This is a genomic window from Streptomyces sp. NPDC057307, from assembly GCF_042667665.1.
Classification (GTDB): domain Bacteria; phylum Actinomycetota; class Actinomycetes; order Streptomycetales; family Streptomycetaceae; genus Streptomyces.
Genome location: NZ_JBHUZM010000006.1, coordinates 13,701 through 32,305, shown reverse-complemented (window position 1 = coordinate 32,305; position 18,605 = coordinate 13,701). Strand labels below are relative to the sequence as shown.

The 18,605-nt window shown below is 65.8% G+C and carries 15 protein-coding genes; 8 read left to right on the top strand and 7 right to left on the bottom strand.

The genetic code is table 11. The features are described 5' to 3' along the window. Positions 1-28 precede the first annotated feature (28 nt). The 5 genes from ACFUN8_RS03965 (at position 29) to ACFUN8_RS03945 (ending at position 7,207) form a co-directional block, all read left to right on the top strand. Entirely contained in the window at positions 29-1,027 is a 999-nt protein-coding gene (locus ACFUN8_RS03965) for an SEC-C metal-binding domain-containing protein (protein ID WP_383631232.1), read from the top strand. A 255-nt stretch (positions 1,028-1,282) separates the two neighbouring features. After that, positions 1,283-2,818, top strand: a complete 1,536-nt coding sequence (locus tag ACFUN8_RS03960; RefSeq protein ID WP_383631017.1) for an ATP-binding protein — start codon at positions 1,283-1,285, stop codon at positions 2,816-2,818. Between the two features lie 13 nt (positions 2,819-2,831). After that, positions 2,832-5,753, top strand: a complete 2,922-nt coding sequence (locus ACFUN8_RS03955) for a Z1 domain-containing protein (RefSeq protein WP_383631014.1) — start codon at positions 2,832-2,834, stop codon at positions 5,751-5,753. A 107-nt stretch (positions 5,754-5,860) separates the two neighbouring features. Beyond that, complete coding sequence (locus tag ACFUN8_RS03950) at positions 5,861-6,706, top strand: NaeI family type II restriction endonuclease (protein ID WP_383631011.1); 846 nt, start codon at positions 5,861-5,863, stop codon at positions 6,704-6,706. Between the two features lie 45 nt (positions 6,707-6,751). After that, positions 6,752-7,207: a very short patch repair endonuclease gene (locus ACFUN8_RS03945; RefSeq protein ID WP_383631008.1), complete on the top strand. Its 456-nt coding sequence runs from the start codon at positions 6,752-6,754 to the stop codon at positions 7,205-7,207. Here the strand turns inward: ACFUN8_RS03945 and ACFUN8_RS03940 are convergent. The 4 genes from ACFUN8_RS03940 to ACFUN8_RS03925 form a co-directional block, all read right to left on the bottom strand. Beyond that, positions 7,145-8,452 carry a DNA cytosine methyltransferase gene (locus ACFUN8_RS03940; protein ID WP_383631005.1) on the bottom strand — a complete coding sequence of 436 codons (1,308 nt, stop codon included), beginning with the start codon at positions 8,450-8,452 and terminating at the stop codon, positions 7,145-7,147. The two genes, ACFUN8_RS03945 and ACFUN8_RS03940, sit on opposite strands and share 63 nt — an antisense overlap. A gap of 122 nt (positions 8,453-8,574) precedes the next feature. Next, positions 8,575-10,404 (bottom strand): DEAD/DEAH box helicase, encoded by a 1,830-nt coding sequence (locus tag ACFUN8_RS03935; protein WP_383631002.1) that lies wholly within the window; start codon positions 10,402-10,404, stop codon positions 8,575-8,577. Continuing rightward, positions 10,401-11,822, bottom strand: a complete 1,422-nt coding sequence (locus ACFUN8_RS03930; protein ID WP_383630999.1) for a transcriptional regulator — start codon at positions 11,820-11,822, stop codon at positions 10,401-10,403. Before ACFUN8_RS03930 ends, ACFUN8_RS03935 begins: the two co-directional genes overlap by 4 nt. An 80-nt stretch (positions 11,823-11,902) precedes the next feature. After that, positions 11,903-12,592: a hypothetical protein gene (locus tag ACFUN8_RS03925; RefSeq protein WP_383630996.1), complete on the bottom strand. Its 690-nt coding sequence runs from the start codon at positions 12,590-12,592 to the stop codon at positions 11,903-11,905. 301 nt (positions 12,593-12,893) lie between these two features. On the opposite strand from ACFUN8_RS03925, the gene ACFUN8_RS03920 reads away from it, so the two are divergent. Next, complete coding sequence (locus tag ACFUN8_RS03920) at positions 12,894-13,661, top strand: helix-turn-helix domain-containing protein (protein ID WP_383630993.1); 768 nt, start codon at positions 12,894-12,896, stop codon at positions 13,659-13,661. A gap of 42 nt (positions 13,662-13,703) precedes the next feature. Here ACFUN8_RS03920 and ACFUN8_RS03915 read toward each other — a convergent pair whose 3' ends face one another. Then, complete coding sequence (locus tag ACFUN8_RS03915) at positions 13,704-14,684, bottom strand: hypothetical protein (protein WP_383630990.1); 981 nt, start codon at positions 14,682-14,684, stop codon at positions 13,704-13,706. Between the two features lie 208 nt (positions 14,685-14,892). Between ACFUN8_RS03915 and ACFUN8_RS03910 the strand changes: the two genes are divergently transcribed. Then, the gene (locus ACFUN8_RS03910) at positions 14,893-16,101 is read left to right on the top strand and encodes an endonuclease/exonuclease/phosphatase family protein (RefSeq protein WP_383630987.1); all 1,209 of its coding nucleotides are present in this window, start codon (positions 14,893-14,895) and stop codon (positions 16,099-16,101) included. Here ACFUN8_RS03910 and ACFUN8_RS03905 read toward each other — a convergent pair. Beyond that, positions 16,094-17,029: a nitroreductase/quinone reductase family protein gene (locus ACFUN8_RS03905; protein WP_383630984.1), complete on the bottom strand. Its 936-nt coding sequence runs from the start codon at positions 17,027-17,029 to the stop codon at positions 16,094-16,096. The genes ACFUN8_RS03910 and ACFUN8_RS03905 overlap by 8 nt on opposite strands. A 94-nt stretch (positions 17,030-17,123) precedes the next feature. Here ACFUN8_RS03905 and ACFUN8_RS03900 point away from each other — a divergent pair, with 94 nt between their 5' ends. Then, on the top strand, positions 17,124-17,594 hold the full coding sequence (locus tag ACFUN8_RS03900; RefSeq protein ID WP_383630981.1) for a MarR family winged helix-turn-helix transcriptional regulator: 471 nt from the start codon (positions 17,124-17,126) through the stop codon (positions 17,592-17,594). Positions 17,595-17,622: 28 nt separating this feature from the next. On the opposite strand, the gene ACFUN8_RS03895 is transcribed toward ACFUN8_RS03900, so the two are convergent. Next, positions 17,623-18,555, bottom strand: coding sequence for an alpha/beta fold hydrolase (locus ACFUN8_RS03895; protein ID WP_383630979.1), 933 nt, complete (start codon positions 18,553-18,555; stop codon positions 17,623-17,625). Between the last annotated feature and the right edge of the window lie 50 nt (positions 18,556-18,605).

The window sequence follows — 18,605 nt, the reverse complement described above, 5'->3', positions numbered from 1 at the left end:
ACCGGCGTACAGCAGTACGGTGTGGACCATGCGCCCCGACATCCCTGCCGACCACACCACTGAAGCCGAGCGCCTGCTGCGCACAGCGGCCCAGTACCCCGAGGACCGCGAGCCGCTGCTCCTCCAGGCCGCCGCCCACCTGGAACTGGCCGGCGCCCGCGACCGCGCCACCGGCCTCTACGACGACCTCCTCACCGGCGCCCCGGACCATCCCCACCTGGTGAAAGCGCTGAAGGCCGCGAACCTGTGGGAGTACGGCCACGAGGCGGAGGCCCGCGCGATCATCGAGGGCCTGCGCATCGCCGAACCGCTGGAACCGGCGCCGTGGGAGATCGTGGCGGAGACGCTGGAGGCCCACGACGAACTCGAAGCGGCCCACGACTCCTACACCACGGCCCTCAACCTGCTCCTGACCCCGGGCGAGGAAGTCCCGTACTCCGCGGGCTCCCTCCTCCTCGGCCGCCACCGCCTGCGCCGGCTGCTGGGCCTGGAGCACGACGACTGGGACGCCCTGGGCGACCAGGTGAACAAGACGTCCGTCCCCCTCGACGAACTCCACGACCCCAAACGCCTGTGGGCCCTCGGCTCCGACAACCCGGCCGAACTCCAGGCCGAGATCGCCCGCCTGCGCGCCGAACTGGGCTCGTACCGCTCGGCCCTCTCCCGCCCGTTCCCGGTCGCGGTCCTGCACTGGCCGGCCGGGGAACTGACGGAACTGCTCACGGCGTACCCCGAGCTCCGCACCGAGTACCCCTCCCGCGAGACCCACCTCGCCCAACTGGAGTCCTCCCTACGCGAACTCGCGGCCACGGGCACCCCGAACCTGGGCATCGTGACGGGCACGGTCCCCTCCTACGAGGCCTTCGCCGCCTCAGAGGCCGCTTCCCCCTCGGACCCCAACCTGCTCCCCCAGTACGCCACCACCCTGGCAGCCCGCGGCCGCGCCACCGCCTGGCCCCCGGCCCGCAACGCGGCATGCTGGTGCGGCTCGGGGAGGACGTACGGGGAGTGCCACGGGGCGGGTTAGCCCGCTCGCAAGCCTTCCGGCCCGACTGGACGTGTTTCGGGATTCTGATTCCGCTCTCGGAACACGTCTGGACGGCGAAGTCAGATGAAGGTGCACCGTCGGTCCAACAGCCCTCCGGGCACGTACATCTGACTACTTTTCAGGAACGGATTCCCCTATGTCCTTCCTTTGCAGTACGGTCACATTCCGTTCGCCGATTCGGGCCGCCCCCTCCCCCCACACAGGCCCAAGCACTCTGTGTGCAAGGGAGCTTGTATGCCCTACCAGCCCACTGCTGACTGGCAGTTCGATGTTCCGACGAGCGGCAGCAAGCGGCTCCCTCCGGACTCTGGTTACGCCGAAGCTCTGACCAATCAGGGGTACGGCTTCGAGGTGGCCGTCGCCGACCTCATCGACAACTCCCTGGATGCGGGGGCGAGCAAGGTCGTCGTGCACTTCCTGCGCGATGACGACCGGCTGCTCAGCCTGCTCATCGTCGATGACGGCCGAGGAATGAACGACGCGGAGCTGGACGCCGCCATGACCGTAGGGCGTCGGCGCGACTACGGAGCAGGCGCCCTCGGGATGTACGGCACTGGCCTGAAGGCGGCCTCCCTCTCCCACGCGGACGCCCTCACCGTTGTGAGTAAAACCAAGACGAGCCGCTCTGCCGGACGCCAGCTGACCGCGGCGTCCCTGGCGGACGGCTATCGCTGCGACACAGTTGCCCCTGAATACGCGCAGTCCCTGATCGACCGCTATGACGGCATCGTTGAGTGGCAGGGAACTGTCGTGCGCTGGGACCGGGTGCGCGCGTTCGAGACGGTTGAAACAAGCCAGACAGACCGCTTCCTCTCTGAAGCGATCCAGAAACTGGAGACCCATCTAGGTCTCTACCTGCACCGGTTCCTGGACCGAGGCGGGCTCAACATCGACATCGTTGTTGAGGATGTCCACACTCGCGATGAACTGGATCACAGCGCCGTCGAAGCACTCGATCCCTTCAATTACCGGCTACCAGGAAAGCCTGGCTACCCTCGCGCCTTCACCGCACCCGTCGAGGGGATCGGCGACATCAAGATGACCGCTCACATCTGGCCGGCCAGGTCGCCGCGTGCCGAATACAAAATGATCGGCCCTCTCGCCGAACGGCAGGGCTTCTACTTCTACCGCAACGACCGCCTTGTACAGGCAGGCGGATGGAACGGCCAGCGGGGTAGTACAGATACCCATCTCAATCTCGCCCGGATTGCCCTTGACCTGCCGTCGCAGTCCAACAGCGTCTTCAGTCTGGACGTAAAGAAAGTGGGAGTCACAGCAACCCCGGCTTTCGCTCGTGGCATCGAAAAGGCCCAAGACCATCAAGGGCGGAGCTTCCGCTCCTTCCTCGAAGACGCTGAAGCGGCCTATCGAGAGGGATCCTCCCGCACTGAGATAACACGGAAATCCGTGATCCCGCCAGGCAAAGGCATCGACCCGAGGATCAGACGAGTCATCCTGGAGGAGCTTCCGGCGAAGCCCGGCGAAGACCCCATCACAGTCAGCTGGGTCGCGCTCCCTGCTCAGCGCTTCTTCGAACTCGACCGTGACAACAGAGTAATTCAGCTCAACAAGCAGTACCGCGATGCATTTAACTCCGGCCAGCGCGGCGGCTCAAATGATGCCCCTATCACAAAGACTCTTCTCTACCTGATGCTCGAAGAGCTTTTCAGCTTCGCCCGCTGGGAGAAGAAGCGGAGCGACCAGGTCGATTACTGGAACAGCATCCTGCTCGCCGCCGTACACGCTCACCGGGACCGCACCGCTAGCTGAAAGGCCACCAGCCGTGACTGACATACTCGCGGAGATCCATACCGCGGCCCTCGGCGGAATGCTCCGCGGCCCTAAGCCGTTCGCCAAGTGGGCAGCTCTGGCCGCCGATGACGATTTCCCCGAGGCCGACCTCGGCGAGGACACCTTCCGGAAACACCTGACGGCAGGCGACAGCGTTCTCCTAGCCCTCTGGAGCCGCAAACTCACCCAGTGGGATTTCGAAGAGGAGCCCAACTGGTCTCTTGCCACTGCCCGCACCGACGAGCGACGTAACGATGTGTACCGTCTGCTCGGCTTCGGGGAGCAACTGCGAGCAGCGTTGAGTGAGACGGTCGAAATCTCCAAAGAGCCGCGCCCCGCAGTCATCACCGCCAACTCCACGCGCTGGTATACGCGGGAACGTGCTCGGTCGCGGGCCTTCTACTGGCCCGCCTATGAGCGTCTGTTGCGTGCCAAAGGATGGAGCGACGCGGCGGTCGCCGGACTCGACGAAGCAAGCCACGCTGTTGTGGAGCGCCTGACCGATCCCGAGCAGGAAGCGCAGCGGCAGGCCAAGGGCCTGGTTGTCGGCTACGTGCAGTCCGGGAAGACGGCGAACTTCACCGGCGTCACCGCCAAAGCTATCGACGCCGGCTACCGTCTCGTGATCATCCTCGGCGGAACACTCAACCTGCTGCGCGCACAGACCCAGCGGCGACTGGACATGGAACTCATCGGCCAGGAGAACATCCTGCGCGGGGCCGATCCGGCCGATCTGGACAGTTTGGTAGGGATCGACTACGTCGGCGACGACGAGGGCTGGCCAGATTTCGTCTCCCACGGTCGTCGTCCATCAGACCTGGGCGCTTTCGACATCGAGAGGCTCACTACTCGCGACAACGATTACAACAGCCTTCTCCAAGGAATCCGTACGCTGGAGATTGAAAAGGTCACGAAGAAACCGCTGTACGATCCCAGCAACCTGCACCGGGCAGCCGCCCGCGTCATGGTTGTCAAGAAGAACAAGTCAGTACTCACCAAACTCGTCAAAGACCTCAAACAGATCCATGGGTTGCTGGGTGAACTGCCTGTTCTCATCATCGATGACGAGTCCGACCAGGCGTCTGTCAACACGTCCAACCCGAAGAAGTGGGAGTCAGGACGTACTACGCGCACAGCGATCAACGGCCTGATCTCTCAGCTCCTGAAGCTCCTTCCCCGCGCCCAGTACGTCGGCTACACGGCTACTCCGTTCGCCAATGTCTTCATCGATCCGAGCGACGCCGAGGACATCTTTCCCACTGATTTCCTCATCTCGTTGCCGCGCCCGGCGGGGTACATGGGAGTGCAGGATTTCCATGACCTGGATTATTTCGGCACTGCCAAAGAAACCCACATCCGGGACATCCGAAACGAGACCGGCGACCGCCTCCAAGAAGCCATGGACGCCTACGTCCTCACTGGGGCCCTGAAGCTGTACCGTGCGGACCGCGGTGTTGATGACAAACCCTTCCGCCATCACACCATGCTTGTCCATCAGTCAGTGAAAATTGACGATCACGCAGAACTCGCCGAGCGCATCACCGCAATGTGGCATGGCGCCGCATACACCGGAGTTGACGGGCATGCCCGCCTCGCCGCTCTGCTGGCCTCTGACTTCGATCATTTCACCTCTGACACGCTGCCGTCCCCTCGCTCGTACGCCGAGCTCAAGCAATACGTCTACCGGGCACGCCAATTGATCAATCGCGGCGGCAGTCCGGTCATCGTTGTCAATGGCGATACCGACAGCTACTTCTCAGGTATTGGTCTGGACTTCGACAGGACGCCACACATCTGGAAGATCCTGGTAGGCGGTACCAAGCTCTCCCGCGGGTTCACCGTCGAGGGTCTGACGATCACGTACTACCGCCGGACCACGCGACAAGCCGACACCCTTATGCAGATGGGCCGTTGGTTCGGCTTTCGCCCTGGCTACCGGGACTTGGTCCGTCTGTACATCGGCCGTGAAGAACAGCTGACGAAGACGCAGACGCTGGATCTGTACGAAGCCTTCGAAGCGGTCTGCAGGGATGAAGAGAACTTCCGCGCACAGCTGTCGATGTACGCCGGGCTCGTCGACGGAGACCGGCAAGTGCGACCAGCTCAGATTCCCCCGCTGGTTTCACAGCACTTGCCAGGTCTCAAGCCAACCAGCCGCACGAAGATGTTCAACGCCGAACTCGTGGAAGTGCGGTCGCCCGGCCAGTGGGTGGAACCGACGGCGTACCCTAGGAGCCCAGCCGACCTGCGGCATAACACCGAAGTGTGGCGGCCTGCCCTGGAAGCGCTGAGTGAGGATTTCGCCGTCCTGGTCACGCACTCCGAGGCCGATCGTGGAAGCTATACGCGCTACCGGGCCAAGACCGCGATCCTCGGCCATGAGCAGCTGCTCGACATCATGACGACACTCACCTGGGCCCGTCACGACCTCTTCGCCCCGCACCTCGCGTATCTCAAAGACTCCAGCGACGCCGGGTGTGCTACCGACGACTGGGCGCTGATCGTCCCCCAGACCTCCGGCACCTCGCGTACGAAAGTGCGGATTCTCGGCACTCAGCCGCTGACTCCCGTACAGCGCAAGCGCGACGCCCGCGGCGTCTTCAATCGCATCTCCGGCGTGGATCACCGACAGTCCGCGGAGCGGATCGCTGGACTCCGTCCGCTGAGTACAGATGACCCCGACGCCACCAATCTCCACCAGCCGCGGCGGGGGGCCATCCTCCTTTACCCGGTCGTCCAGGCAGAGGACATGCCGGACCAGGCGGTGGCCGACTGCAGCATCGATCCAGCCAGGGTCGTCATGGCGGCTGCCTTCATCCCTGCCGCCGGCCAGACGGGGAAGCCGGTACCCTTCGTTCGATTCCGTACGATCGACAAGTCTCAGCACGACGAGGCGATCATCGAAGTCCGTTGACAAGGCAGCAGTGGGCGGCCTGGGTCCACACCAGAGAGTGAGAGATCTTTCGCATGGGTCGGCTGGTTCTGCAGGAACCCGGAGAGCTCTGCACGAACACAGAGTCCGTGCCGGAGCACTTTCTCCTCCGGCCTGAGGATGATGCCGAACTCCAGTCAGTACTCGCCTGGTTCGGCGACCGTCCGACAGGCCCGCTGTATACCGAGGCTATCCGGAACGCTATCGACTACGTGCTCGATGGCGGCAGAACCAGCAGATTCGACCTGCAGTCACCCGATGTGCACCCCGGAGAACGTGCTTCCGTCGGGGCCAAGCTGGAGTACGAGGTCCTGCGGATTTTCAGTCTGCCCAAGGCCCGCCCACTCGATACCCTGATCGCGGGAGCGCCTGTCGATATCAAAGCCACTGTTGGAAGCAACTGGGCTATCCCCGCGGAAGCGCACTGCCAGTTGTGCATCTGCACGCAGATACAGCTCAAGAACAACCGGCACCGCTCCTGGCTTGTCCGTACTCACCGCTCCTGGCTATACCGGGGCAAGGGGAACAACGACGGCAAGCGGGGACTGGCGGTCGAAGCGCGTGAGAGATGGAGCGTCCCGCTGTACGACTGGCAGTCCTTGCCAGTGAATCCGCTCCGCTATCTGACCACAGAGCAGGCGTCCCTGGTCCTGGCCGAAAAACCTGGTCAGGTAAAACGTCTCCTGATGATGTTCCGCTTTCTGGAAGGCGTGATCATTCCACGGAACGTCATCCTCACAGTCGGAGCGGGTAAAGACGACCCCATGCGCAGGGCCCGGCAGGCAAGAGACGCCGCGGCGAAAGAAGGGCTGACCCTGCTGTGCGGCGACTGGGTCGACTCCCGTGACAAAGCGGCGGCACGCAATATCACTCTCGGGGACGGTGAGTGGATCGCTGTGCGGGATGACCCACAGGACCCAGCTGCCCCAGAGTGAGCCGCCCGTTGAAACGATATCCGCGCGCAAAGGAGCAAGAGGTCTGTGTCCGAGCCCGAGGCCTGGACTCCACCAGAGGGATCGTGGGCGTCTTCCGCCGCACGACGGCGCAACATGCAGGCCATCCGGAGTCGCGATACGCAGCCCGAACGCCTGATCCGCAGGCTCGTCCACGCCAGTGGACTCCGCTATCGCGTCGCCGCCAAACCCCTGCCGGCCCTCCGCCGGACTGCGGACATGGTCTTCCGGCCCGCGAAAGTGGCCGTCTTCATCGACGGCTGCTACTGGCACGGTTGCCCTGAACATTACGTGCCGCCAAAAACCAACTCCGGCTACTGGTCAGACAAGGTGGCACGCAACATGGCCCGCGACCGGGACACCAATCAGCGCCTTGAGGAGGCGGGCTGGCTGGTGCTCCGGTTCTGGGAGCACCAGGCTTCAGACGACTGCGCCCTGTCGATCGTGGAGTCGGTCCAACGGCGTCGGCAGGATCTCTCCTGACAGCAGACCAGCTGACTCGTTCTCCTTCTCGGCGTCACGCTTGCGGGCAGCCAAGAGAACTTCGGCGATCGCTTTTCCTACGGCCTCCGCCACAGGTGGGGGGAACGCGTTTCCTACTTGCCGGTACTGGGCGGTCTTCTTTCCTGAGAATTTCCATTCCTCAGGAAAGCCTTGAATGATGGCAGCTTGGTCAACTGTCAGCATCGGCCCATTGTCACCAAATAGATCCCGCCCATGACTCTTTTTCTCTTTGCAGTCATCGATGCTATTCGCCACACCCATACCGGAAATACCCAGCAGCCCCCAGGCAGTCTTCGCGCGACTCGGCCCGAGGTCGGCTCCACCGTGCTTCTTGGAACCGCCAACCAGGGTGGGCGCGATATCTCCGTTCTTTCCGATAGGCACCTCCCCTTCCTTATCGAGCCACACCTTCAGGCGCTTTTGAGCGACTTCCGCCAGCTCTCCGCCCATTTCCAGATACACTTCATATCTGGCCTCCATCGACGGCTTGAGCGCTTGGAAGACATTCTTCCGCAGAGAAGGCTTCGGGGTGGGCCAATTGAATTGCAAGGCCCCCAGGATGTCTTTTCGGATAGCAACAAGAACTGCCCTCGGCCTCAATTGAGGAACTCCGAAGTCACTGGCCTCAAGAACATCCCACTTGCAGACCTTGTACCCGAGCCCTTTGAAATGCTCTTCTACACCATCTTCCGGCCTTTCGGCCCGTCCGCCTTGAAGTCTTGCCTCAATATACGCACGATACTTTTCAAACTTCGCATCCATGATTCCCCGTACGTTCTCAATCATTACCGCTCGGGGCTTCAGCTCCCCAACGAGGTCAAGCATCGTCGGAAAAAGATCTCGCTCATCATCTTTACCCAGTTGCTTTCCCGCATGCGAGAAAGGCGGGCACGGAACCCCGCCAGCAAGAAGATCGAGCTCCCCCTTCTTCAAGGGGCCGCCTAGAAATTTGACAGGCTTTTTCAGGCCCGCCTCGGGGTTCTTTCTGTCCGGCAGGGGCTTGAAGCCATTCACATCACCCTGAACGATGTCGCAGTACTCGTGCTCCCACTTCCAGCTCTTCAGGTTCTCGATATTCTGACTGAGCGTGAGAGCGGCGTGCGTGTCGATCTCGACAAGCGCCAAGTGCTTGAACCCGGCCTGGTGCAGGCCGATGGCCTGCCCGCCGGCCCCCGCGCAGATCTCGATCGATGTCAGCGGTTCATCGCTGGTACTGGCACTCATCGACTTCTCCTGGTGTGGCTGATGCAGACACGCAAGTGTCGCATCTGCCACGGACAGCGCCCTGGATGCCTGGCCTCTCGTACACCTCACACTTGTGCCTCAGCCACGCGTCGCCGGGATCGCTATCGTCCAGGGTGGTCCAGGTGCTTCAGCAGCGCCCTGACATCAGCCATATCCATGCCCCCGGCCATCGCCGCCTCTTCCTGCAGGTCGCCAAGCTGCTGTACCGACGGATCGTCGAGGATGCGCCCCATGAACTCCAGCTTCTCTTCCAGCCGGAGGGCCACAACCTCGTCCACTGTCCCCCGCGCCGCGAGGACGGTCACGTTGGTTTCCGTTCCTGGCGCCAGACCAAGCCGGTGGATACGGTCAAGGCTCTGCAGGAAGCGCCCCGCCATGAAGTCCCGGTCGATGTAGACCGCATCATGGCAGACCTGGTGGAGGCTGATGCCCTCGCCCAGGGTCGCGGGATTGGACAGCAGAACCGCGCAGTCCGGGTCATCGCGGAACCTGCGCAGTTCTTCCGCTCTGTCGGGCGTACCGCCATGGATGACCGCCGGCCGATAGCCCGCGAACATCCGCTCCATCGTGGTCAGGCTGCGGACGAACGTCGTCCACACCAGTGTCTTGCGCCCCTGGGCCGCGTTCTCCGCGACGATGCTCAGAGCTTCCTGGTACTTCGGAGAGAGCTCATAGCTCGGCAAATGCTTCATCAGCGCGTAGAGCGAATCGCCCTGCGGCACTTCCATCGGCGGTACTTGGTAGGTCAGGGGCTCATATCTGCTGCTGCCCTCCGCGAGCAGGGCCGGGCTGGTTGCCGCCATCAGGAGGCGCAGCATGGCCCTGCCCAAGGCATCGAAGTCGTCGCGCGCGGCTTCAGCCCGGGCCGAGTACCGGCCCACGAGCGCGTCGTAGATCTCCCGGTGCAGTTCAGGCAGGTCCACATAGCGGATCCGCGGCTCGAATGGCGGCAGTCCTAGCTCGGCCTTGGTCGTGCGAGTGAACAACGGCCGCAGTACGGCGCTGGCGTAAGCAAGGTCTCCGCCCGCGACAGCGCCGGTGACCACTCGCCGGCCATGACCGGGCCAGACGAACGACAGCAGGTTCTCCAAGTCCCGCGCGCCGTTGGGCGCGGGGGTGCCCGTCAGGATCAGCCGGCGGCTGCTGAGCGGTCCAAGAGCCATGCACGCGGCACCGTAGATGCCCCGCGCGCCCAGCTTCATCCGGTGAGCCTCATCAAGGATCACCATGGAGGGCCCCGCTTGGAGCCAGGTTGCGAGCGCCGACAGCGAGCGGTCAAGACGCTCGTAGTTCACGACAAGCACCTCAGCCCCGGGATCCGGGCTCTTCGCCATCACCTCGAACCGCAACGGCTCCTTGAGACACGTCTGGCTCTCGGACTCCCATGCCTCGTAGGCGGACTTGGGGCTGACGACGAGAAGCCTCCGTGCCGTGCCCATCTCCCGCATCGCCGTGAACACCGCCAGGCCGACACGGGTCTTTCCGGCTCCCGGGACACTGAAGTTGGCTCCGTGGCGGAGGGACAGGAGTCTCGCGATGTCCCTCTTCTGGAATTCCGTCAGGTCTGCGGTCCACGCGTTGCCCAGCATGGCGATGACGTCAGCGGCCTGGATGTCCCGCGATTCGCTGGAGTCTCCGCGAAGCTGCCGCTCCGCCGCGTCGGCGTCGTCGAGGACACCACCGACGAGCTGAGCGAGATCGTCCGCCCACTCGACCGGGGCGTCCGCCGGCCACGTACCGAGTTCCCCGACGCCAACGAGAAAGTCATCGAGGTCGATCTCCGCGACAAGAGGCGAACGCCTGCCGCCGGCCGGAAAGCGGACGGCGAGGCGCGCCAGATCCGCCTGCCGCCCTTCCGCGGCTCGCAGGACCGCCCTCGTCCGGGTCACATCAAACTCAATCCGCAGCGAGGGCCCGTCGGACTGCGTCATGACTCCTCCCGGGGAAAGACCTCAAGCAGCCAGGACACCCCGTCACCCGGTGCCTTGATCGTCCGCGCGGATTCCTTCGCCAGCTTGGCAAGGGAGTCCCTCAGCCTCAGTACCGCTTCGTCGAAGGACTCGTCGTCCAGGCTGCTGGCAGCCCGGGACAGGACGAGATCGGTGATGCACTGTTCAAGGTCCTCAGACGCGTCGTTCAGCCGGTCCGGGGCTGCCTGCTTGCGCTTCCGGACGCGCGCGTCTTTGCCCGCCGGCTCCAGAGCGCCTTCAACAGCGTCCTTCGCTGCCCTCAGCGTCCGTGCCGCTGCCGCGATTCTCTCTGGAGACAGCTCGCCCCCTGCCGCCTCGACGGCTTTGACCTTGAGGATCGAATCGGTGAGTGCCCTGGCCTCGGCGACCTGGGCGTCCGCGGCCCGCACTGTCCGGTTCAGACCAGGGATGGAGACGGGGGCCGGCACATTCGCGGCTGCCTGCCCTTTCAAGTCCTCCGGCAGCCGCTGGTCCAGATACCGTGCTTTGAACTCCGGCTCGATAAGACGGACATCGGTCTTGGAGAACCCGAGGACGATGGCGGCCAGACGGCTTTCCTTCATGACGTCAGCGCGTTCCTTGCTGACCGCGGAGTCCTTCACATACCTCCGGTGCAGCTCTTTGAGCTTCTCCTGATGGTCTTCAAAGTCGAGAAGCCGCAGCTGTGTGTCCCCCTCCCTGCTCCTGTCTACGAGATCGTTGAGCGTGGCCAGAACCCACATGTCCTGCTCGCAACGTGGGCTGGTGGTGCGGAACTCACGGGCGATATCGGCGACGGAACGCCCCAGGCTCATCTGCTCGTCGATGGCGAGCAGCCGGTTGATGTATGAGTAGTCGCGACGGTGGTCTCTGCGCAACTGGAGCGAGAGCTCCACCGCGTTGATGTCAGCCCACGTGCATGACGGCGGCAGAACACCCACCCGGATACTGGGGTTGCCGATCTCCTTCAGAGCCGCACGTCGCGTATTCCCGTTGACAAGAATCCCGTCGTGGGTGATGAGCCCGGGATCATTCTGCTTGAAATCCCTGAGGCTCTCCAGGAGGGCGTCGAAATCAGGGTCTCGCTTGGACGGGTCCGAAGGAAGTGCCTGGAGCAGGTGGTGCAGGTACTCCTGGCTCTCGTCGCTCCACGCGTCCTCATCCAGGGCACGGTCACGCAGGGGATCATGGCTGCGCTGGGCACGGATGCGGTGCGTACCAGGGTTGTAGTAGAGAGAATCCACCGGCATATCGATGACCTCGATCTGAAGCGGCTGGCCCCGCCATTCGATCCGGAGGGTCTCCGGGACACCCCCGGTGGCCTTGATCTCCTTGAGCCTCTCTTCGACTCTCGTTCGGTTCGCGGCCGCCAGAGGCGGTGTGCCGAAATCCTTGGTCATGGTGTCTCCTCCATCGAAACAAATCAGAGCCGATCGCGGACGGCGGCGGGCCTCAGCCGGGCCGGCCCTGGGTGGTGGTGTCAGCCGTCGTTGTCCTCACTGAGGAGGTCCTCGACCTCCATACGGGACTCCGCCGAAAGAGACTGGTACTCGGCCCAGATGGTCTCCAGGGCACTGAACTCCCGCTCGCCGTGCATCATCCAGCCTGAGAGGATTGAGCGCTCGAAGTCGCCCAGATTCTGGACCTTCGTGAGAAGGCTGGGGGTGTCGGTCGTGAGGTCGCGTCCGCCAACACGGCACCGGCTGCATTCCGTTACAAGCTGGGTCACCTTGCGGCCGTCGCTCTTGAGGACCTGGCGGCGGGCGATGTCGAGCTGGGCGGCCTCGTACGTCCCCGCGTACATCTGGCCGGCCGGAATGCCGCACGACCGGCAGAGGTGGCCGTCCCTGGCCATGATCTCGCGCCGCTGCGTGGCCGTAATGGGCGTGCTCGTCTTGGCCCGTCCCTTGCCCGGCTCCCAGACGGGCTCTCCCTGTGTCACGAACCGCTGCTCGTTGGCGTCGAGACTGAGATCTTCTCGATTGGTGTCGATGCGCCACCCGAAGTCGCGGAGGTCACGAACACGCCGGTCGATCTGGGCAGTTCCGGGAAACGCCTCCTTCAACTGCGTCTTGGTGAAGACATTCCCCTCGCCAACTACAGCGACGAGCCAGAGCGCTCCCCGCTTCATGGAGCCGTAACTCTCGTCCGTCCAGGACGGCAGTGACATCGCCTAAGCCTTTCGATGGGCAGCAGGAGCGACCAGACACCGTGCGAATCGGTGCTCTGCGCCGCCCCTGAAGGCTGCCTTGTCGAAGAGTCAGAAAGCCAGGCCCTTTGGATCTTCTCTGAAAGGAGTGAACACGTTCGGCTACGCTCCGTCCCCCGACTCCATCACCATGGATCCCCAAGGGAACCGCGCTGGGCGGATCCAGAGGAGGGGGCCGATGCCGCGCAGAGGGCAGGTAAGCAGCAGGATCCGCCGGGATGCCACGCGTGAGGAGTGCAGACTGGCCGATGCGATACGCGCCATGTGCGCCCGCATCCGCGAAGATCTCGGGAGTCAGAAGGCCATCGCCGGGAAGTGCGGCATCGCCGAAACCACGCTCTCCGAGTACCTCAGCGCGGCGCGGTTTCCGAGCGAGCCGACCCTCTCCAGCCTCTGGAACCTCATGCCGGACAGCATGTCCGTCAGGCGCAGACCGATACCACGCACCCGCGCCGAACTGGCCGACCTGCACGCCAAAGCCGATCTGGCACGGCGTCTGCGCCGTGCCAAGGACCGCGCACGCGCGCGTGGAGAGGCCGTGGAAAGCCCGGCGCCAAGGCCGGCCCCGTTGCGCATCCGGAACCGCTGTCAGAAGCGTCACCTCCGCGGTCAGTCCGTCGCCGCACCGGCGGGCAGTGCGGCTATCGCGGCAGCCGGACCGGAAGATGTGTTGCCGGTCCCCCGCGTGGAGGGGGACCGGCAACACACCAAAGCTGCGGAGTCCACCTGGGCGGGGATTGAGGAGCTGAGGCGACACCTCCTGGCAGGACGGAAGTCGGCTGCCATGACCATCCTTTCCAACGCGGCACGCGCGGTGGACGCGAAGGATGTCCGGAATGCCGTGTCAGCGTGCCGCGAGGCCGGGCTGGTCGATGCCGCTCACGCCGTGCTTACCAATGCGGGCCTCCGGGAACCGGAGATGGTTCTGAGCATCGTTGGATCACTGCACGACGACCAGAACTACGAAGACGCCGCCTTCCTCACCCGATCCGCGACACAGCACACGCGCCGGCGGGACGTCGCCCCTTAGGGGGTATATCTCGACAACTCTGGCCTGGACGAATGATGTGCGTCAGGGCCGGAGGATGACCCGGGGCCGGGTGGGGCGGGTTGGGGCGAGGTGGAGTTTGGTGAGGACCGCTGTGATCAGTTCTTGGGGGTGGTCGCGGACCAGGGACGGGGTCACGCTCAGGACCGAGACGCCGTGGGATTCCAGGAGCAGGCGGCGGCGGAGGGTGGCGCGGTACTCCGTGATGCCCAGGTGGTATTCCGCCGAGTCGACCTCCAACGCGACTCCCTCGTAGGGCCAGTAGGCGTCCGGGCGGGCCAGGAAGGTGCCCGTCGGGGTGAGGAGGGTGGGGTTCCAGAGGGGGTCGGGGATGCCGGCGTTGAGGAGGGTGTCGCGGGTTTCGCCCTCGGCGATGGAGCGGATGCCGACGCGGAGGTCGTCCAGCACCGCGCGGACCGCCGGGTTGCGCAGGGCGCGGGACGCGTGGAGTTCGGCGCGGAGGTCGTCCGGGTGGCAGCGGCCCTTCTGGACCGTGCTCACCAGGAGCGCGCGGACGCGGTCGGGTGAGGGCTCGTGTGCCGCGAAGTCGGAGGCCGCTCGGACCGCGCGCACGCAGGGGATGCCCTCGCCGCGGAGGGTCGGCGGCCAGCGGCGGGTGGGGTGGAAATGGGCGTACGAGCGGTCGCGGAGCTGGCGGCCCGCGCCGACCAGGACATCGGCACGGTCGGTGCGGGCGCCGCGTACGCCGTAGATGGCCAGGACCGCCTCGCCCGTCAGGACGGCCGTGCTGCCCGACATCACGGAGGCGCCCCGGGCCGCGAACAGGACGGCCGCCAGCAGCTGTTGCCAGACGTTCGGCTTGCCCGTCTGTATCAGGACGACCCCCGGCAGCAGCCGCTGCCAGCGGCCGCCCGGTGCGCAGCGGCGGGCGGCCGTGCTGGTGGCCAGGCCGGTGGCGCGCAGTTGTCCGGAGGTCGCCAGCCGCATCTGTGTGCGGGCGAGGCGGTCGATCGCTGCGGTGTCCGCTGTCGTGGGTGTCGGCATGGATGCGTTCTGCCCATCCGTGACTCTGTGTAGTTGAGATCGCGGAATGTTGTTGCTTTGTGTGGTGTGGGGAGCGTTCAACGCTCGTTCAGTGCGGGAAGCGGGTGCTTCTCCGTCAATGACCCGATCAAGGCTGGTGGATGTGATCCGCGGCGCCCTAACGTGCCAGGACCACAGCACGCCGATCCGTTCTTGGAACGAGGGATTCTTGAGACGCAAGCGGAAGTTGGCAGCGGTACTGACAGCGGTGGCGGCAGCGGCGGTGATCGCGGGCGGGACGACAGGTGCGGAGTTCCGGCCGCCGACCGGGGCCGGGGCCGGGGAGGAACTGGTGCCCGCGGCGGCAGCCGCCACGACTCTGAGGGTCCTCGACTGGAACATCCAGGGCGGCAACAGCTCGGACGGGGACGCGCACTGGGACAGCGTCGTGAGCACGATCGCCGCCGAGGACCCGGACATCGTCACCCTTCAGGAAGTGCACAACGACGAGGGCCGTGTGGTCGACGGCAGACCCGGTATCAACCAGTACCAGACCCTGCTGGACACGTTCCCGGCGTACGAAGGGCACTTCGCCAGGAGCGACACCAACGCCTACGGAGGGTCGGCCGGGCAACTGATCCTCTCCAAGTACCCCATCAACGAGAAGGTCAGCTACACACTCCCGAACGACGGCAGCGGTGCCGTCGACCGCAGCATGGGGGGCGTCAATGTCGGCGTCGGCGGTACGGCTCTGCGCGTCTACAGCACCCACCTCTCCGCCGGTGACGGCGCGGCGGCCGTCACCCGTCGCGAGGCGCAGGCCAGATACATCCTCGGCAAGCTCCCCGCCGACAGGATGACCACCCCGATGCTGTTCACCGGGGACCTCAACGTGCGGCCGGACGACGGCATCCGGTCCTGGATCGCCGGTGCCGGGTGGATCGACACCTGGACGCAGGTCAAGGCCAACACCGGTGCCACCGTGGTCACCCACCCGGGCAGCGGCGACGACGCGCGTATCGACTACGTCTACGGCTCCGGCGCGATCGATGTGTCCGACGCCCGCACCCGCACCACGACGGCCTCCGACCACCGGCCGGTGGTGACCGACGTGACCGTCCACAGCCCGTCCGTCACCAAGTCCGGAGCCGTGCTCGCGGGCGCTGACTCGCGGGCGGGCTCGGCCCAGGTCTCGGTGTACGCGGACGCCGCCGCCAGGGTCCGGGTGTGTGACAACAAGGCGGACGGTTGGGGCGTACGGGCATACGTCCAGGGAAGGGCCGGCGGCCCTGTGGTCGTGACGGGGCAGGACGGGGCGTACGCGGATCGCTGCGGAACGTTCGACGCGGCCTCGGCCGGCGCCGGTTCGCCCGTCGTGAAGGTATGCCTCTACAAGGCCGGCGAGGAGAAGGACTGCCGACAGAAGACGATCACCTAGGGGCGTCCGCGGGATACCCGTTCAGGGCGGGGAGCAGGTGCGTCTCCTCGTACGTGAAGTGCTCGTCCAGGTCCTTCGCCAGCCGTTCCAGTTCCTGCCGCAGGGCTTCCGATGTGGCCGGCGGGTCGGCCCGCAGCTTCGTCAGCGCCACCGAGACCGCGCGGTGTTCGGTGCGCAGGCGCTCCAACACCGGTGCCAGCTCGGGGAATTGCCGGTCGAAGGCCGAGAACGCGCCGTCCTCGGCCGTGTGGTGCATGCTCAGCGACTCGCAGAAGCTCAGACAGTGGAGCAGCAGCCCCTCGTCGAGGGCGGAGGAGGGAGAGGCCGGGGTGGCGCGGAGGGCCGTCAGTTCGGCTCGTAGCTGGGCGTGGACTCGTACGAGCTCCTCGCCTATCGCCCGGTTCCGCGCCGGGTCCGTCAGGGTCAGGGGGTACAGGGCGATCACCGGGATCGTGCGGTCGGTGCCCGCCTGGTACGCCGCGAAGCCCGGGTCCCGGGCGGCCTGGAGGGCGTACTGGTGGTCGCGCTCCTCGCCCTGGAGCGGTTCGGCGCGCGCCGAGAACGTGCGGACGCCGCGCTCCTCGGCGCCGCCCTCCCCGATGCCACCCTCCCCGGCGCCACCCTCCTCGGCGCCGATCTCGACCGTGCCGATCTCGACGGTGACCCGGTTGTCGGCGAGCAGGTTGAAGTACCAGCCCGGATGCACGGGGGCGCCCGCGTTGGAGGCGAAGACGAGGAGGCGTTCGCCGTCGCGCGCGTACGCGGCGGGGTTCGTGCGCCGCTTGCCGCTCCTCGCCCCCAGCGTCGTCAGCAGGACGAGCGGCGCGCCCTCGAACATGCCGCCCACCCGGCCGCCGTTCGCCCGGAACTCCTCGATGATCAGCCGGTTGAATTCCTGGATGTTCTGCCGCTGTTCGGGTTCGGTCATGGGGTGGCCCTCTCCGGATACGCTCGACCAGAAGATGTTTTTACTTTGCAGGCAAAGATACTTTGAATGCAAAGCTATTGAGAGGGCGGTACGGATGTCAACCGACAGCAGGCGTGACGACGAGGCCGCCGGTCTCGGTGTCGAGGACGGAATCCGTACGTTGTTGCTGCTCATGCCCCGGATGGTCGGGCGCGCGAAGCGGATCAGGATCCCCGCGGAACTGGAGTCGTTCTCCCTCGCGCCCCGCCATCTGTCGCTCTTCGCGTTCCTGCTCTTCGACGGCCCGATGACCGTCAACGCGCTCGCGGCACGCCTGGAGGTCGCCCCGGCCACGGTGAGCCTGATGGTCGGCGAGCTGAGCCGGCAGGGGATCCTGCGGCGCGAGGCCGACGAGAGCGACCGGCGTCGCACGATCGTCAGCATCAGCGACAAGCACCGGCCCGCCATCGACGGCTGGCTGGCGCGCGGCGCCGGGGCCTGGCGCAGGGCGCTGGAGCCGTTGACGCCCGAGCAGCGGCGGATGTTCGTCGACACCCTTGAGGCGTACGAGCAGGGGCTGGAGTAGCCCCCCTGGGCCCGCCCTGACAGCGCGCCTAGGCGGGCGTCGGGTGCAGGAACTCCGCGATCAGCGCGTGCAGTTCCGCCGGCCGGTCCAGATGTACGTCGTGCCCCGCCCCCGCCACGACCTCGACCCGCGTCCCCGCCGGGTGGCGTACCCGCATCTCCTCGGCCTCCGACGCCGGCATGGCACCCGCGTCACCCCGCACCACCAGCGCGGGGCAGCGCACCTGGTCCCATTCCGCCCAGAACGAGCGAACGCCGCTCTCCGCCACGCAGGCCACCATCACGTCCCGGTCGACGCGCGCGTACAGCCCGTCGGTACGCGCCTCCAGGCCCGCCGCCCAGGCCGGACCCGCCGCGCCGCCGCCGAAGAAGCGCACCGCCTCGTCGGCCGACTCGAACGGGACCGGCCACGAGTCCAGCCACTTCCCGATCTTGCCGGGCAGCTCGGGGGCCGGGCCCCTCGGTCCGGCCTCCACCAGGACCAGCGCGCGGACGAGATCCGGGTGGGCGGCGGCGGTGAGCAGGACCGTAAGCCCGCCGAGGGACTGGCCGACCAGGACGGGGCGGTCCAGGGCCAGTTCCTCGATGACGGCCACGACGTCGCGCACGTGCGCCGCGCGCGAGACATCCTTGGGAAGGCGGTCGCTCGCGCCGTGGCCCCGCGCGTCGTAACCGACCAGGCGGTGGCCGGGGCCGAGCAGGCCCGCCAGCGCGTCCCACTCCGCCGTGTGGCCCGCGAGGCCGTGGAGCAGGAGAACGGGGACGGTGGACCGCTCGGAGTCGGCAGACCGCTCGGAGTCGGCGGCCCGCTCAGGGACGGTGGACCGCTCGGCAGGTCCGTACTCCGTGCAGGCCAGCCGTACGCCGTCGTCCGTTGTGATCGTCGTGACCGTGGCGACCGTGGCGACCGTCGTGATCGCGGTGATGGTCCCATCCCCCCTTCGTTGAACGCCTCCGTACAACTGTGCGTACTTGAGGGCACTCCCCCATGGTTGCTGGGTGGGTGAACCGG